Consider the following 14,085-nt stretch of genomic DNA (forward strand, 5'->3'; position numbering starts at 1 on the left):
AACCGTTGTAACCGATGCATCATGCAAGCGCTCAAGCTGCATGATGTTCACAACGATTCATGAATGACCTATTAGACCTGATCGTCTTCGCTCCCGACGCCAGCCAGCGCGTGCGCCGCAGCGACGAACTGGCCGAAATGGGGTTCTCGCCGCGTCCTTGCGAAGACTCCAACGGACTGTTCCGCCTGTTCCAGGCCCGCCGCACCCCGCTGCTCGTGATGCAAGCCGAATTTACCGATCTTTGCATGGCCGTCGCAGGTCTGCGCGCCATGGACACCACCGCCGGCATCGTCGCCGTTTCCGCCTTCGACACCCCTGAGAACCGCATTCTTGGCCTGCACTGCGGCGCCGACGCCTGCTTTTCGCCCGAGGTGGCCACCGCCGAGATCGCGGCCGCCCTGCAGGCGCTGGTGCGCCGCGTGCCCGCCGCCGCCAGCCGCCGCGCCCCCGAGGCCGACGCGCGGCCCGCGGCGTCCTCGGCGCCCGCCGTGCCCACCGGCAAGTGGCAATTCCTGGACGCCGCCTGGACCCTGGTCAGCCCGCAGGGCACGCGCCTGGCGCTGACCCAGGCGGAGCGGGAGTTCCTGCTGAAACTGACCGGATCGCCCGACAAGCGCATGCCGCGCGGCGACCCGCCCGGCCTGGACCCGCATTCGGGCCGCGAATCCATGCGCCGCACGGACGTCGTGGTCAGCCGCCTGCGGCGCAAGGCGCAGGATGTCAACGTCGAGCTGCCGATACGCACGGTCTGGGGCTGGGGCTACGCCTTCACTGGGGAAATCTAGCGCCGCGCGGGCGTATGATTCCGCGTACGAGGCCGACTCCCGGCCCGCCCCATTCCCCCGTCGCCCCCATGGAAGTCTTTGAACGCCTGCAAGCCCTGCTTACCCAGCACCAGGCCCGCTATCGCCTGCTTGAACACGCCGCGGCGGGCCGGTCCGTCGAAGTCGCCGCCGTGCGCGGCACCGAAGTCAGCCAGGGCGCCAAGGCGCTGGTCTGCCGGGTGAAGATCTCGTCCAATCTGCGCAAGAACGTGCTCGCGGTGTTTCCGGCCGACAAGCAGGCCGATCTGGACGCGATCGCGCGCGCCGCGGGCGGCAAGAAAGCCTCGCTCGCGTCGCGCGACCTCGCGCGCGAGCTCACCGGCTGCGAGATCGGCGCCATCCCGCCCTTCAGCTTCAATCCGGACCTGTGCTTGCTGGTGGATCCCAGCCTGCGCGAGCGGCACGAGGAAATCGTCTTCAACGCCGGACGCCTGGACGCGTCCATCCTCCTGAACACCGAAGACTACTTCCGCCTGGCGGCGCCCGACGAGGCGCCGCTGACCAGGGCCTGAGCACCGTCCCATGAGGCCGCCTTGTCCCGCCGCCCATCGATGAGCCACCCGCACGCGTCCAACATGCGCTGGCTGATGAGCCTGGCGCACCTGGAGCCTTCGCCGGTCAACCCCTGGGTGATGCTGCGCGCCGCCCTGGCCATCGGACTGCCGACGGCCGCGGGGCTGGTCCTGGACCAGGGCCCGGCGGCCGCGCTGGTGGCGCTGGGCGCGCTGCCCGCCATCACGGGCGACAACGGCGGCCCCTACCGCAACCGCGCGCTGTCCATCGGCGCCACGGTGTTCGGCGGCGCGCTGGGCTATCTGCTGGGAAGCCTGATGGCCGGCCACGGGCTCTGGACCGCCGCCGGCATGATGCTGCTGGTCCTGGCGGCCAGTTTGGTCGGCACGTTCAACACCATCGCGGCCGTCGCCACCCTGCAATTCGCCACCTATGTGATCGTCGGTTCCAGCCTGGCCTCGACCCTGCCGCCGTGGCTGCCGCCCGCGCTGGTGGGCGTGGGCGGGCTGTTCGGCCTGGCGCTCACGCTGTCCGGCTGGGTCGTCAATCCCATCGCGCCGGAGCGGGCCGCGGTGGCGCAGGCCTACCGCAAGCTGGCCGCGATGTTCGCGGCCACCGGCACCTCGCGCGTCATGGCCGCGCGCCGCGAGATGGAAGGCGCCATGGCCACCGCCTACGACACCGTCCTGGCCGCGCGGGGCCGGTCGGCGGGCCCGTCGCCGCGGCTGGCGCGCCTGGTCGCGCAACTGCAGGCCTGCACGCCGCTCACCAACGCCGCGCTAGCGCTGGCGCGCGCCGGGCGCGTGCTGCCGGCCGAATGCGCCCGGGTCATGAACCATCTGGCCGACCGCGTCGAAAATGACGCCGAGCCGGACGCGCGCGACGACATCGCCGCGCTGCGCCGCGCCGGCATGCCGCAGCTTGCGGACGCGCTGGAGCAGGCGCAGCCGTTGCTGAACGGCACGCGGGCCACGCCCGCCGATGACTGCGCCGACCTGCCGCCCGCGCCCGCGCGAACGCCCTGGCGCGTGCTGGTCCGGACCTACCGCCCCGGGCCGACCACCGTGCGGTATCTGGTGCGTCTGGGGCTCTGCCTGCTTGCCGCCGAGGCGGTCGCCCTGGCCGCCGCCTTGCCCCGGTCCTACTGGGTGCCCCTGATCGTCGTGGTGGTGTTCAAGCCCAATTTCGGGTCGGTCTTTGCCCGCGCGCTGCAAAGCTGCGCGGGCAGCGTGGTGGGCGTCGCGATCAGCGCCACCGTGCTGGCGCTGGACCGCGGCGGCGTCGCGAGCCTGCTCACGGTCGCCGGGCTGGCGGCGCTGCTGCCCTGGTCGATACGGCGCAACTACGGGCTGTTCTCGGCCATATTGGTGCCCATCCTCATGCTGCTGATCGGCGCGCTGCAACCCGGAAGCTGGTCCATCGCGCTGGCGCGGCTGGTGGACGTGGGGGTCGCGTCGGCCATCGTGCTGCTGGTGGGCTACCTGCCCTGGATGCGCATCGAACGCAGCAACCTGGATCATGCCGTGTCCGCCGCCACCTCGACGCTGGCCGCCTACCTGAACACCGTGTTCCAGGCCGATCCCGGCAGCCGGCATGACCTGCGCGCGCGGGCCTACGCGCGGCTGTCCGACCTGCGCATCGCGCTGCAGCGCGGACTGTCCGAACCGCGGCTCGTCAGCCGCCGCGCCCTGGCCTGGTGGCCGGTGGAAGTGGCGCTGGAACGCGTGGCCAACGCCATCTCCGACACGGTCTGGTCGCTGCCCGCCGGCCAGCCCGCGCCCCCTGCCGCGCAGGTCGCCCAACTGGCCGCCGCCCTGGACCGCATTGCGGCCGCCGTCAACCAGGGCCAGCCCGTGCCCCCGGACGCCATCGAGGCGCCGTCGCCCGCGCTGCGGGACGTCGCCGCCGAAATCGAATCGTTGCGCGCCACCCTGGCCGGCCCCGACTTCACCGCGGCGCCCGGGCGTCCCGCCCCCCCTTCTCCTCTTCATCAGGTCTGAATCATGTGTCTTGCCGTACTGGCCCTGCACACCTTGCCGGGCATCCCCGTGCTGATCGCCGCGAATCGCGATGAATTCCACGCCCGCCCCACCCTGCCCGCCGCGCAATGGCCCGACGCCCCCGGCATCTATGCCGGCCGCGACGGCCTGGCGGGCGGCACCTGGATGGGGGCAACGGCGCACGGGCGTTATGCGCTGGTGACCAATTTCCGCGAACCGGGCCGGCACCTGGACAACGCGCCGTCGCGCGGCGCGCTGGTCGAGGACTTCCTGCGCGGGGACATCGCCCCGCAGGCGTACCTGGAGGACGTGCATCGCCGGGACCAGGCCTACAACGGGTTCAACCTGATCGTGGGCGATGCCGCGCAGGCCTGGTATCTGAGCAACCGCGATGGCGGGCCCCGCGCGCTTGCGCCCGGCGTGTACGCGCTGTCCAACCACCTTTTGGACACGCCCTGGCCCAAGCTGGCGCGGACCAAGGCCGCCTTCACGGCCGTGCTGGAGAGCCATCCGCAGCCCGACCTGCCCGCGTTGTTCGCGGCGCTTGCCGATCCCCTGCCCGCGGATGACGCCGACCTGCCCGCCACGGGCCTGCCCCTGGACCGCGAAAAGCTGCTCAGCAGCCCGTTCATCGTCAGCCCGGACTACGGCACCCGCAGCTCCAGCGTGATGGCGCTGCACGGCGACGGCGCGGGCGAACTGCACGAACGGCGATTCGCGCCGGACGGCTCGGTCAGGGGCGAGAGCCAGCTGACCTTCACCTGGCACGCGGCGGCTGCCCTGCCGCGTAATCCGTAATGCGTAATGTGAGATGCCTGATCGAGATGCGTGATGCGGACGGCTGCCGCGCGCGCTCAAGAAAATTGCGGCTGATACAAACGGTTGATTTCCGAGCCGAGACGACGCGAACTCGGTTCAGGCGACCGGGTCGAATGAAGTGCAATCGTCCGGTGGACGCGAGCGACCGCTCGGCGGCGCCGGACCTACCCGCAGGAGAATTCCATGAACAAACGTTTTGAACGCTGCACGATGGCCGCCGCCATGGCGGTGGGCAGCATGGCCATCGCCGGCATTCTTTCCACGGCCCAGGCCGGGATGCCGCCCGTCAAGCATCAAGGCTCGGTGGAATACGTCAGCGGCGGCATCGGCATCGACGAATCCGAAGCCATGAAGGCCGCCTCCGGCAACTACCCGCTGGCGCTCACCTTCGCCGCCCAGCGCGGCGGCAAGGCCGATTACGTCGCCGACGTCGCCGTCGTCATCCGGGACGCGCAGGGCAAATCGGTGTTGCAGGTCACGGCCGAAGGCCCTTACATGCTGGTCAAGCTGCCGGCCGGCAGCTACCGGATCTCGGCCACCTTCGACGGCAAGGCGCAGGAACGCCAGGTCTCGGTGCAGGATTCCGGCACCGCGCGCGCCATGTTCGAATGGAAGTGACGCGGCGCGGCGGCTGCCGATAGCGCCGCCGCCACGATCCGGCGCGGGCCTCAGACGCCCGCGAACAGGATCGCGATCACGAAGCCCACCCCCGCCGTCCAGACCAGCGAGCGCAGCGCGCCCCAATTGGCCAGGTACATCGCCACGTAACCCAGCCGCGTGCCCAGCCAGCACGCCATCAGCGTGGCCACGTGCGCGGCGGGCGCCTGGTTGTAAAGCGCGAACAGCACAGCGGCGTAAAAGAACGGCAGGGCCTCGAAGGTGTTTGCCTGGGCGGCGTTGGCGCGGGCGCGCCATCCCTCCTGCCGCCCCAGCCACGTCCGCGGATCGTTGTTGTCGAACTGCTTGCCGCCGGCCTTGGCGATGATGGTGCACACGAACGGCAGCAGCGCCGCCGCCAACATCAACCACGCGATACTCTTCATCCCAGACTCCCTGGATGGCGGTTCCCGGCCCGCCGGACACGCGGGGCGTCTGCCGCCGCTGCCGCATGGTCGCCTGAAAATGCACGCATGGCAAAAGCGGCGCCCGGCGCAGGCCGCGCTTACACTCTGGCGTTCGCCCGAATCCCCGCCCGCCGATGCCTCACGACCTGCCCTGGTCCGCCCTGTTTCTGGCCGCAGCCATGCTGTGGCCGCCCTGCACGCGCCGCTGGGCCCTTGCCCCCCTGGCGGTGGCGTGGGCCTGGGCCTTGGCCGAGGGCGTCGCCGACCCGGTCGCGCTGGCGTGGCCGGCGCTGTTGCTCGGGGCCGCGCTGCTGGCGCGTTCGCAGGCGGGGCCGGCCGCGCGCGCGGCCGGGCACGCGTTGTTCGTGGCCGTGGCCGTGCTGCTCTTTGCGCATCTGCTGCCCGGCTTTCACAACCTGCGCGTGATCGAACCCGCCCCGCTCAGTCCTGGCGCCGTGCCGTTCGGCATGTTCCTGAACCTGGACAAACCGCTGGTGGCGTTCTGGGTGGTGCTGGCGATGGCGCCGCCGATGGCCGCGGCCAGTGCGCGCCTCACGCTGTCGGCGGCGTTGCTGGCCTGCGGGGCCGCGGTGGCAATATGCCTGGGTCTGGCGCTGGCGCTGGGCGTGGTGCAGTGGGCGCCCAAGTGGCCGCCGTCGGGCGGGATCTGGCTGATCAACAATGCGCTGCTGGTGACGCTGGCCGAAGAGGCGCTGTTTCGCGGGTATGTGCAAGAGCGCCTGTCGCAGCGTTGGCGTAGCCGCGCGTGGGGCGGCTGGGCGGCGCTGGCCGTGGCGGCCGCGCTGTTCGGGCTGGCCCATTTTGCGGGCGGATGGCAATGGATGCTGCTGGCCGGGCTGGCGGGCGCGGCCTATGGCCTGGCTTACCGCTACGGCGGCCTTTCCGCCGCCGTGCTGGCGCACCTGGGCCTGAACGTGGCGCACTTCGGGCTGTTCACCTATCCGATGCGCGCCGCGCTGTGAAAGCAAAAGGCCCGCCGAGGGCGGGCCATTGCTTCAGGGGGTGGCTGCAGGGGGTGGCTGCAGGGGGTGGCTTCAAGCTGCAACGTCAAGCTGCAACGTCAAGCAGCAACGTCAAGCCGCCAGCGCCGGATAATCCGTATACCCTTCCGCGCCGGAAGCATAGAAGGTCGCCGGGTTCGGCGTGTTGAGCGGCGCGTTGCGCTGCAGGCGCTCGGCCAGGTCGGGCGTGGCGATGTAGGGCACGCCAAACGCCACGGCGTCGACCCTGCCGGCGGCCACGGCGGCTTCGGCGCTCTCGCGCGTGTAGCCCTCGTTGCCGATATACACGCCGCCGAACGCGGCCTTCAACACCGGCCCCAGGCTGTCCGGGCCTTCATGTTCGCGCACGCACAGGAACGCGATGCCGCGCTTGCCGAGTTCACGCGCCACATATGTGAACAGGCCCGCCCGGTCCGAATCGCCCATGTCGTGCGCATCGCCGCGCGGCGACAGGTGCACGCCCACGCGTCCCGGGCCCCAGACGGCCACGCAGGCGTCGACCACTTCCATCAGCAGGCGCGCACGGTTTTCGACCGAACCGCCGTACTGGTCGGTGCGGTGGTTGGTGCTGTCCTGCAGGAACTGGTCCAGCAGGTAGCCGTTGGCGGCATGCACTTCCACCCCGTCGAAGCCGGCTTCCATCGCCATCTGCGCACCGTGGCGGTAGGCCTGCACCACGCCCGGAATCTCGTCGGTCTCCAGCGCGCGCGGCGTCACGTAGGCGCGCTTGGGGCGCACGTGGCTGACGTGGCCCTTGGCGGCGATGGCGCTGGGCGCGACGGGCAGTTCGCCGTCCAGGAACATCGGATCGGAAATGCGGCCCACGTGCCAGAGCTGCGCCACGATCAGGCTGCCCTTGTCGTGCACGGCGGACGTCACCTTGCGCCAGCCCTTGACCTGTTCCGGCGACCACAACCCGGGCGTGTCGGCATAGCCGACGCCCTGCGGCGTGACCGCGGTGGCTTCGGTCAGGATCAGGCCGGCGCCGGCGCGCTGGGTGTAGTACTCGACCATCAGGTCGTTGGGGACGCGGCCGGCGCTGGCGCGCTGGCGGGTCAAAGGCGCCATGACCACGCGGTTGCGCAGCGTCAGGTCGCCAACTTTCAGCGGTTCAAACAAGGGGTTCATGCAAAGTCCTTTCGTCCCGGCAATGGGGCTACATATCCTGGTTCAACTGCCGCAGAAACGCGGCAATCACGGGCTCGTTGCGACGGAAAAAGACCCACTGCCCCACCTTCGTGGCCGAAATCAGGCCCGCGCGCTGCAAGACGGCCAGATGCGACGACACCGTCGACTGGGACAGCCCGCAGCGGTCGTCGATGTGGCCCGCGCACACCCCGTGTTCGAAGGTGTGGCCGGGGCGCTCCTCGAAGTACGCATGCGGCGTCTTCAGCCAGGCCAGGATGTCGCGCCGCACCGGATTGGCCAGCGCCTTGAGGATGGCGTCGGCGTCGATGGCGGGCTGCGCGATGTTCTGGTCGGAGGGTGAGGGAGTTGCGGTCATATTGGTATATCGCAATTTATCGAATCATATATCGGGTTTGTCCGATATATAGAAATGCCCCTGCGGGCATCAAGGACTATCGGCCTGCCGCCGTCGCGCGGGTTTGAGGCTGTCGGCCCAATCGCGGGCCAGATCGCGCTGCGCCTTCCAGTTGACCAGCGCGGTCACGGTCATGGCGATGACCGCGCCCAGCGCCGCCAGCGCCATGTCTTTCTGGGCGTCCCAGATGTCGCCCTGCGTGCCGAGATAGGCTGCGCCCAGGTCGCCGCCGAAGAACTCCGCGGCGCCCCACTCGATCAGCTCGTAGAGCGCGGAGGTGGACAGCGTCACGTCCAGGGGCAGGAAATACGCCCAGAAGCCGCGCACCTCGGCCACGCGCAGGAAGATCTCGCGGATCGGATAGGCCAGGAGCAACCCGTAGGAAAAGTGCACGACCCGGTCAAAGTTGTTGCGCTCCCAGCCCAGCAGGCTGTTCAGGCTGTGGCCGGTCAGGGCGCGCCACCACTCGTCGTACGGAACCAGCGAATAGGTGTAATGCGCCCCCACGGTGTGCAGGCACAGGAACAGGAAGATCAGCGTGTACGACGCGCGCGAAAACACGAACGCGTGCCGCGTGGCGAACAGCACGGCGCCCAGGGCCAGCACCAGCGCGTTTTCCAGCGCCCAGGCCGAGCGGTCGTGCGGATCGATGGCCAACGCCGTCCAGATGACGGCGAACACCCCGGCCAGCGTGAGCAGATAGCGGCGGCGCGCGTCTGACATGATCCCCTCCTATTCGCCCTGCACCCGGCCGCGCAGCCGCTTGACCTCGCCGTGCAGCACCTTGCGCTGCACGCGCCGGCGCTGCGAGGCCCGCGTCGGCTTGGTGGCCCGGCGCGGCTTGTCGACCCGGATCGCCGCGCGGACCATGGCCACCAGGCGCTCGATGGCCTCGGCCCGGTTTTTTTCCTGGCTGCGGAACGCCTGCGACTTGATGACGATCACCCCCTCCTTGGAGATGCGATGGTCGCTCAGCGCGCACAGCGCGTCCTGTACCTCGGGCGGCAGACGGGAAGCGCGCACATCAAAGCGCAGATGGACGGCGCTGGACACCTTGTTGACGTTCTGCCCGCCCGCGCCCTGGGCGCGGATCATGGAGAAGGTCAGGTCGCGTTCGTCGATGAAAAGCGAGTCTTGGACGTGAAACATAGGCGGGAAGTCTACAGGGCCGCCACGCTTCCTGCACGGCGTGGGCCGGCGGGTCGCGGGGCCGGCGATTGACGCGGACGCGGGGCGGAGCGGGCCGGGGCGCCGGCGGCTCGCGCGGCTGCGCCGAACCCCCGCCCAGCAGGGTCTTTCGGCGCATATCCGCCGCGCCAAGTAAAATAGCGCGCTTTTGCTCGAATCGCGCGGCGCCCGGCCGCCCGCCCCCCTATGACTTACACCGCCAAAGAAATCTTCAAGACCCTGCAAGGCGAAGGCGCCCACGCAGGCCGCGCGGCGGTATTCTGCCGGTTCGCGGGCTGCAACCTGTGGTCCGGCCGCGAGAGCGACCGCGCCAGCGCCGCCTGTACCTTCTGCGACACCGACTTCATCGGCACCGATGGCGACGGCGGCGGCAAGTTCGCCTCGGCCGACCTCCTGGCCGACGCCATCGCCGCGGCCTGGGGTCCGGACACGCACAACCGCTACGTGGTCTTCACGGGCGGCGAGCCGCTGCTGCAACTGGACGCGCCGCTGCTGGACGCCATCCATGCCCGCGGGTTCACCGTCGCCATCGAAACCAACGGCACGATCAAGCCGCCCGCGGGGATCGACTGGATCTGCGTCAGTCCCAAAGGCACGGCGCCGGTCGTGGTCGAGCGCGGAAACGAGCTCAAGCTGGTCTACCCCCAGCTCAATGCCCTGCCCGACGCCTTCGCGCACCTCGATTTCGAACACTTCTTCCTGCAACCCATGGACGGACCCGCGCGCGCGGCCAACACCGAGCAGGCCGTCCAGTACTGCATGCAGCACCCGCAATGGCGGCTCAGCCTGCAAACCCACAAATACATAGGCATTCCATGATTCACCCCCACGCCGTGCGGAGCGCGCGATGATTTCCGTGACCCGCAGGCTCGAGTTCGACGCCGGCCACCGCATCCCCGACCACCGCAGCCAGTGCCGCAACCTGCACGGCCATCGCTACGTGCTGGAGATCACCCTGACGGGCGACGTGGTGCAGGCGCCCGGCGAGTCCGACAACGGCATGGTGATGGACTTCTCCGAGATCAAGCACATCGCCAAGACGCACATCGTGGACGTCTGGGACCACGCGTTCCTGGTCTATGAAGGCGATGCCGCCGTGCGCGGATTCCTGGATTCCCTGCCCGGCCACAAGACCGTGGTGCTGGACCGCATCCCCACCGCCGAAAACCTGGCGGCCATCGTCTTCGAAACGCTGGCCCCGCACTACCACGGCCACTACGGCGCCGAACTGCGCCTGACGCGCGTGCGCCTCTACGAAACGCCGAACTGCTGGGCCGACTGCAACGGTTGACCGGATAGGCCGGCTGCCGTCGCGCCGGCCGGCCGCAGTTTTGTCCCCGGTTTTCCACCCACGGAAAACCGCCCCCCTATTTTTCCAATTGAAAAGATCTATCGAGATAGTCGTCATTTTCAATCATTAGTAAGCTAATAGATAGGATACAATCTATTCCATGCCTACTCCTTCCGACTCCCAGCTCATGGCCACCACCGCCAACCTCATGGTGCTGTCGCGCGCCTATCGCGGCGCCGCCGACAAGGCGCTCGTCGACTACGGCCTGTCGCAGGCCACCGCCTGGCCCGTCATCCTGGCCGGCCGGCTGGGCGATGGGGTGCGCCAGGGCGCGCTGGCCGAGGCGCTGGGCGTCGAAGGCCCCTCGCTGGTGCGCGTGCTGGACCAACTGGTCGCCGCCGGGCTGATGGAACGCCGCGAAGACCCCCACGACCGCCGCGCCCGCACCCTGCACCTCACCGAAGCCGGCCACGCGCTGCGCGCCCAGGTCGAAGACGTGCTGGTCGAACTGCGCCGCCGCATCTTCAACGGCATCAGCGAGTCCGACCTCGAAGCCTGCCTGCGCGTCTTCGACGCCATGAAGGTGTCGCTGGGCCGCAGCGGCGCCGGGGCGCAAGAGGACGCGCGGCCATGAAAGTGAATCTGCCCAACGTCCGCGAAACGGTCTTCTCGCTCAAGAGCTACCTGAGCGCCATCATGGCGCTCTACCTGGCCTACAGCATCGGTTTGCCGCGTCCGTTCTGGGCCATGACCACCGCCTATGTCGTGGCCCAGCCCTGGTCGGGCGCCGTGCGGTCCAAGGCGCTGTATCGCCTGGTGGGCACCTTCTTCGGGTCGGCCGCCACCGTCTACCTGGTGCCCCGGCTGTCGAATTCGCCGGTCGTCATGACCGGGGCGATGGTGCTGTGGGTCGGCGCCTGCCTGTACATGTCGGTGCTGGACCGCACGCCGCGGTCCTACCTGTTCATGCTGGCGGGCTACACCGCGGCGATGATCGGCTTTCCCAGCGTCACCGACCCTTCCCTCGTCTTCGACACGGCGCTTGCGCGCGTCGAGGAGATCAGCCTGGGCATCGTGTGCGCCACGCTGATCCACAGCATCATCCTGCCGCGCGGCCTTGCCCCCGCGCTGACGCTGCAACTGGACAAGGCGGTGCGCGACGCGCGCAACTGGATGCACGACACCTTGAGCGGCAAAAACGCCGAACAGCGCGACAAGGACCGCCGCGTGCTGGCCAACGACATCACGCAATTGCGTCTGCTGTCCACCCATGTTCCCTTCGACACCAGCAACCTGCGCTGGACCGCGGGCGCCGTGCGCGCCATGCAGGACCAGATCGCCGCGCTGACGCCCGCCGTGTCGGCCGTCGAGGACCGCATGCGCGCCTTGCAGGCCAACGGCCAGGACCTGCCCGAGCCGGTGCAGTCGCTGCTGTCCGACATTTCGGAATGGATCAACGCCGGCGCGCAGGCCTCGCACGAGACCGCGGTGCGGCTGCGCGCCGCCGTCACCCGGCTGACGCCCGGCATCGACAGCCGCTCGACCTGGCGCGATGCGCTCCTGGCCAGCCTGATGACGCGGCTGCGCGAGCTGATTGACACCTATGACGAATGCCTCGCCCTGCGCCGCGACATCCATGCGGGATTGGCGGGCGCGCCGGTGCGGGCCCCGCGCGCGGCCCGCGACCCCAATTCGGCGCTGCACCGCGATCACGGCCTGGCGCTGCTGTCCGCGCTGGCCGCGGGCCTGGCCATTTCGGTCTGCTGCGCCTTCTGGATCGGCACGGCCTGGAGCAATGGCGCCACCGCCGCGCTGATGGCCGCGATCTTCAGCTGCTTCTTCGCCTCGCAGGACAATCCCGTGCCGGGCATCATGCAGTTCCTGACCTACACGGTGTATTCGATCCCGCTGTCGGCGCTGTATCTGCTGGGCATCATGCCGGCCATCCACTCGTTCGAAATGCTGGCGCTGTCCATGCTGCCGACGGCCTTCGTGCTGGGCATCTTCATCGCCCGGCCGGCCAGCACCGGCAAAGGCATGGCCATGCTGTTCGGCTTTCTGGGCACCATGGCCCTGCAGGACACCAACACCGCCAATGTCGTTTCCTTCATCGACACGCAGGTCGCACAGTGCATGGGCGTGGCCACGGCCGCGATCATCGCCGCCATCTTCCGCACCGTCAGCGCCGACTGGAGCGCGCGCCGCATCCAGGCCGCCAACTGGAAAGAGCTGGCGACGCTGGCCAGCTCGCCGCGCGCGCCTTCACGCCATACGTACACCGCCCGCATGCTGGACCGCATCGGCCTCTTGCAGCCGCGGCTGGCGCTGGCCAGGCGGCCCGACGACCTGGTCGCGGCCGACGCGCTGAAAGACCTGCGCGTGGGGCGCGACATCACCGAACTGCAACGGGCCCGCCGTCACCTGCCGATGGCCGACGCCACGATCGGGCCGGTGCTCGACAGCCTGGCGCAGTTTTTCCGGGTCCGTTCATCGGGGCGCGTGCAGGACAAGACGCCCGAGTTCCTGGCGCAGATCGACCGCGCGCTGGGCAGCGTCGCCGCCACGCCGCACGGCCCTCACGCGCGCGACCGCGCCGTGGTGGCGCTGGTCGGCCTGCGCCGCGCGTTCTTCCCCGAGGCGCCCGACTACCAACCCGCTCATCCCACGCTGGAGAGCCAAGCATCATGATCGGCGAATTCAATCTCTACGGCATCTATTTCCCCTGGCTGCTGGTGCTGGGCGTCATCACCCTGGGCGTGGCCTGGGCGGTGCGCCGCGTGCTCGCCCGCGCCGGACTCTACCGCCTGGTGTGGCACCCCGCGCTCTTTGACCTGGCGCTCTTTGTGGTGCTGCTGTACGGCGTCTCCCTCATTTCCCCCTATTTTCTGCAAAGACCGGTATGAAACTCCCCAATGCCCTTCGTCCTGCTGCCATCGGCAAGTTCGCGGTCACGGCCGTCGTCGTCGCCGCCGCCGCTTACGCCGGCTGGCAGCTCTGGGACCACTATGAAGTCGAACCCTGGACGCGCGACGGCCGCGTCAAGGCCTATGTCGTGCAGGTCGCGCCCGACGTCTCCGGCCTGGTCACCCGCGTGCCCGTGCACGACAACCAGGACGTGAAGGCCGGCGACCTGCTGTTCGAGATAGACCGCGCCCGCTTCCAGCTTGCGTACGACCAGGCCGAGGCCGCCGTGCGCTCGCAGCAGGTCGCCCACGACCAGGCGCTGCGCGACGCCAAGCGCAACCGGTCGCTCGGACAGCTCGTCGCGGCCGAAACGCTGGAACAAAGCCAGACCAAGGTGCAGCAGACCGAAGCGGCGCTGGCGCAGGCGCAGGTGCAACTGAACACCGCGCGGTTGAACCTGGAACGCAGCCGCGTCGTCGCCGCCAGCGACGGCCGCGTCACCAACCTGGACCTGCGCGCGGGCTCCTACGCCACGGCCGGCCACGGCGTGATGGCGCTGGTGGACGCCGGCTCCTTCTACGTCGAAGGCTACTTCGAGGAAACCAAGCTGCCCGGCATCCACGAAGGCGATCCCGTGACCGTGACCCTGATGGGCGAATCGCGCCACATCCGCGGCCACGTCGAGAGCATCGCCATGGGCATCGCCGACCGCGACCGCAGCACGGGCGCCAACCTGCTTCCCAACGTGAACCCCACCTTCAACTGGGTCCGCCTGGCGCAGCGGATTCCCGTGCGCGTGAAGATCGACGACGTGCCCGACGGCGTGCGCCTGGTCGCCGGCCAGACCGCCACCGTCTCCGTCGACGACCGCCCCGCCCAGGCCGCAGCCACCGCGCCCCACGCCTCCTGACGCGAGC

General features: G+C 69.5%; 17 protein-coding genes. 12 read left to right on the plus strand and 5 right to left on the minus strand.

Features of this window, described 5'->3' with window-relative positions:
* The first annotated feature begins 59 nt into the window (after positions 1 to 59).
* From BXA00_RS25290 to BXA00_RS25310, 5 genes are all read left to right on the plus strand, one after another.
* Entirely contained in the window at positions 60 to 785 is a 726-nt protein-coding gene (locus BXA00_RS25290) for a response regulator transcription factor (protein WP_076521123.1), read from the plus strand.
* 68 nt (positions 786 to 853) lie between these two features.
* On the plus strand, positions 854 to 1,336 hold the full coding sequence (locus tag BXA00_RS25295) for a YbaK/prolyl-tRNA synthetase associated domain-containing protein (RefSeq protein ID WP_076521124.1): 483 nt from the start codon (positions 854 to 856) through the stop codon (positions 1,334 to 1,336).
* A 39-nt stretch (positions 1,337 to 1,375) separates the two neighbouring features.
* Positions 1,376 to 3,337: an FUSC family protein gene (locus tag BXA00_RS25300; protein ID WP_231952159.1), complete on the plus strand. Its 1,962-nt coding sequence runs from the start codon at positions 1,376 to 1,378 to the stop codon at positions 3,335 to 3,337.
* Between the two features lie 3 nt (positions 3,338 to 3,340).
* Positions 3,341 to 4,135, plus strand: a complete 795-nt coding sequence (locus BXA00_RS25305) for an NRDE family protein (protein ID WP_076521125.1) — start codon at positions 3,341 to 3,343, stop codon at positions 4,133 to 4,135.
* A 204-nt stretch (positions 4,136 to 4,339) separates the two neighbouring features.
* Positions 4,340 to 4,774: a carboxypeptidase-like regulatory domain-containing protein gene (locus BXA00_RS25310; protein WP_076521126.1), complete on the plus strand. Its 435-nt coding sequence runs from the start codon at positions 4,340 to 4,342 to the stop codon at positions 4,772 to 4,774.
* Positions 4,775 to 4,824: 50 nt separating this feature from the next.
* On the opposite strand, the gene BXA00_RS25315 is transcribed toward BXA00_RS25310, so the two are convergent.
* Positions 4,825 to 5,199: an MAPEG family protein gene (locus tag BXA00_RS25315; protein ID WP_076521127.1), complete on the minus strand. Its 375-nt coding sequence runs from the start codon at positions 5,197 to 5,199 to the stop codon at positions 4,825 to 4,827.
* A 155-nt stretch (positions 5,200 to 5,354) separates the two neighbouring features.
* On the opposite strand from BXA00_RS25315, the gene BXA00_RS25320 reads away from it, so the two are divergent.
* Complete coding sequence (locus BXA00_RS25320) at positions 5,355 to 6,203, plus strand: CPBP family intramembrane glutamic endopeptidase (RefSeq protein WP_076521128.1); 849 nt, start codon at positions 5,355 to 5,357, stop codon at positions 6,201 to 6,203.
* A 111-nt stretch (positions 6,204 to 6,314) separates the two neighbouring features.
* Here BXA00_RS25320 and BXA00_RS25325 read toward each other — a convergent pair whose 3' ends face one another.
* The 4 genes from BXA00_RS25325 to arfB all read right to left on the minus strand — a co-directional run bounded on the left by BXA00_RS25325 (position 6,315) and on the right by arfB (position 8,934).
* On the minus strand, positions 6,315 to 7,370 hold the full coding sequence (locus BXA00_RS25325) for an alkene reductase (RefSeq protein WP_076521129.1): 1,056 nt from the start codon (positions 7,368 to 7,370) through the stop codon (positions 6,315 to 6,317).
* Positions 7,371 to 7,398: 28 nt separating this feature from the next.
* Positions 7,399 to 7,746 carry a helix-turn-helix transcriptional regulator gene (locus BXA00_RS25330; protein WP_076521130.1) on the minus strand — a complete coding sequence of 116 codons (348 nt, stop codon included), beginning with the start codon at positions 7,744 to 7,746 and terminating at the stop codon, positions 7,399 to 7,401.
* A 69-nt stretch (positions 7,747 to 7,815) separates the two neighbouring features.
* The gene (locus BXA00_RS25335) at positions 7,816 to 8,508 is read right to left on the minus strand and encodes a DUF2238 domain-containing protein (protein ID WP_076521131.1); all 693 of its coding nucleotides are present in this window, start codon (positions 8,506 to 8,508) and stop codon (positions 7,816 to 7,818) included.
* Positions 8,509 to 8,517: 9 nt separating this feature from the next.
* Complete coding sequence (gene arfB, locus BXA00_RS25340) at positions 8,518 to 8,934, minus strand: alternative ribosome rescue aminoacyl-tRNA hydrolase ArfB (RefSeq protein WP_076521132.1); 417 nt, start codon at positions 8,932 to 8,934, stop codon at positions 8,518 to 8,520.
* A 225-nt stretch (positions 8,935 to 9,159) separates the two neighbouring features.
* Here arfB and queE point away from each other — a divergent pair, with 225 nt between their 5' ends.
* The 6 genes from queE (at position 9,160) to BXA00_RS25370 (ending at position 14,078) form a co-directional block, all read left to right on the plus strand.
* Positions 9,160 to 9,792: a 7-carboxy-7-deazaguanine synthase gene (gene queE / locus BXA00_RS25345; RefSeq protein ID WP_076521133.1), complete on the plus strand. Its 633-nt coding sequence runs from the start codon at positions 9,160 to 9,162 to the stop codon at positions 9,790 to 9,792.
* A 28-nt stretch (positions 9,793 to 9,820) separates the two neighbouring features.
* Entirely contained in the window at positions 9,821 to 10,264 is a 444-nt protein-coding gene (gene queD, locus BXA00_RS25350; protein ID WP_076521134.1) for a 6-carboxytetrahydropterin synthase QueD, read from the plus strand.
* 160 nt (positions 10,265 to 10,424) lie between these two features.
* Positions 10,425 to 10,898: a MarR family winged helix-turn-helix transcriptional regulator gene (locus tag BXA00_RS25355; RefSeq protein WP_076521135.1), complete on the plus strand. Its 474-nt coding sequence runs from the start codon at positions 10,425 to 10,427 to the stop codon at positions 10,896 to 10,898.
* A 2-nt stretch (positions 10,899 to 10,900) separates the two neighbouring features.
* Positions 10,901 to 12,952 carry an FUSC family protein gene (locus BXA00_RS25360; RefSeq protein WP_076521136.1) on the plus strand — a complete coding sequence of 684 codons (2,052 nt, stop codon included), beginning with the start codon at positions 10,901 to 10,903 and terminating at the stop codon, positions 12,950 to 12,952.
* Positions 12,949 to 13,167 carry a DUF1656 domain-containing protein gene (locus BXA00_RS25365; protein ID WP_076521137.1) on the plus strand — a complete coding sequence of 73 codons (219 nt, stop codon included), beginning with the start codon at positions 12,949 to 12,951 and terminating at the stop codon, positions 13,165 to 13,167. The genes BXA00_RS25360 and BXA00_RS25365 overlap by 4 nt, the downstream gene beginning before the upstream one ends.
* Positions 13,164 to 14,078 (plus strand): HlyD family secretion protein, encoded by a 915-nt coding sequence (locus BXA00_RS25370; protein WP_076521138.1) that lies wholly within the window; start codon positions 13,164 to 13,166, stop codon positions 14,076 to 14,078. The genes BXA00_RS25365 and BXA00_RS25370 overlap by 4 nt, the downstream gene beginning before the upstream one ends.
* Positions 14,079 to 14,085: the final 7 nt, after the last annotated feature.

Source organism: Achromobacter sp. MFA1 R4 (genome assembly GCF_900156745.1).
Classification (GTDB): domain Bacteria; phylum Pseudomonadota; class Gammaproteobacteria; order Burkholderiales; family Burkholderiaceae_B; genus Achromobacter.

Bases quoted from the DNA above. Each gene is read 5' to 3' on its own strand.
- BXA00_RS25320 (WP_076521128.1), top strand. From the start codon at position 5,355: ATGCCTCACGACCTGCCCTGGTCCGCCCTGTTTCTGGCCGCAGCCATG.
- BXA00_RS25305 (WP_076521125.1), top strand. From the start codon at position 3,341: ATGTGTCTTGCCGTACTGGCCCTGCACACCTTGCCGGGCATCCCCGTG.
- BXA00_RS25295 (WP_076521124.1), top strand. From the start codon at position 854: ATGGAAGTCTTTGAACGCCTGCAAGCCCTGCTTACCCAGCACCAGGCC.
- BXA00_RS25290 (WP_076521123.1), top strand. From the start codon at position 60: ATGAATGACCTATTAGACCTGATCGTCTTCGCTCCCGACGCCAGCCAG.
- BXA00_RS25300 (WP_231952159.1), top strand. From the start codon at position 1,376: ATGAGCCACCCGCACGCGTCCAACATGCGCTGGCTGATGAGCCTGGCG.
- queD (WP_076521134.1), top strand. From the start codon at position 9,821: ATGATTTCCGTGACCCGCAGGCTCGAGTTCGACGCCGGCCACCGCATC.
- BXA00_RS25315 (WP_076521127.1), bottom strand. From the start codon at position 5,199: ATGAAGAGTATCGCGTGGTTGATGTTGGCGGCGGCGCTGCTGCCGTTC.
- arfB (WP_076521132.1), bottom strand. From the start codon at position 8,934: ATGTTTCACGTCCAAGACTCGCTTTTCATCGACGAACGCGACCTGACC.
- queE (WP_076521133.1), top strand. From the start codon at position 9,160: ATGACTTACACCGCCAAAGAAATCTTCAAGACCCTGCAAGGCGAAGGC.
- BXA00_RS25335 (WP_076521131.1), bottom strand. From the start codon at position 8,508: ATGTCAGACGCGCGCCGCCGCTATCTGCTCACGCTGGCCGGGGTGTTC.
- BXA00_RS25355 (WP_076521135.1), top strand. From the start codon at position 10,425: ATGCCTACTCCTTCCGACTCCCAGCTCATGGCCACCACCGCCAACCTC.
- BXA00_RS25370 (WP_076521138.1), top strand. From the start codon at position 13,164: ATGAAACTCCCCAATGCCCTTCGTCCTGCTGCCATCGGCAAGTTCGCG.
- BXA00_RS25310 (WP_076521126.1), top strand. From the start codon at position 4,340: ATGAACAAACGTTTTGAACGCTGCACGATGGCCGCCGCCATGGCGGTG.
- BXA00_RS25365 (WP_076521137.1), top strand. From the start codon at position 12,949: ATGATCGGCGAATTCAATCTCTACGGCATCTATTTCCCCTGGCTGCTG.
- BXA00_RS25325 (WP_076521129.1), bottom strand. From the start codon at position 7,370: ATGAACCCCTTGTTTGAACCGCTGAAAGTTGGCGACCTGACGCTGCGC.
- BXA00_RS25330 (WP_076521130.1), bottom strand. From the start codon at position 7,746: ATGACCGCAACTCCCTCACCCTCCGACCAGAACATCGCGCAGCCCGCC.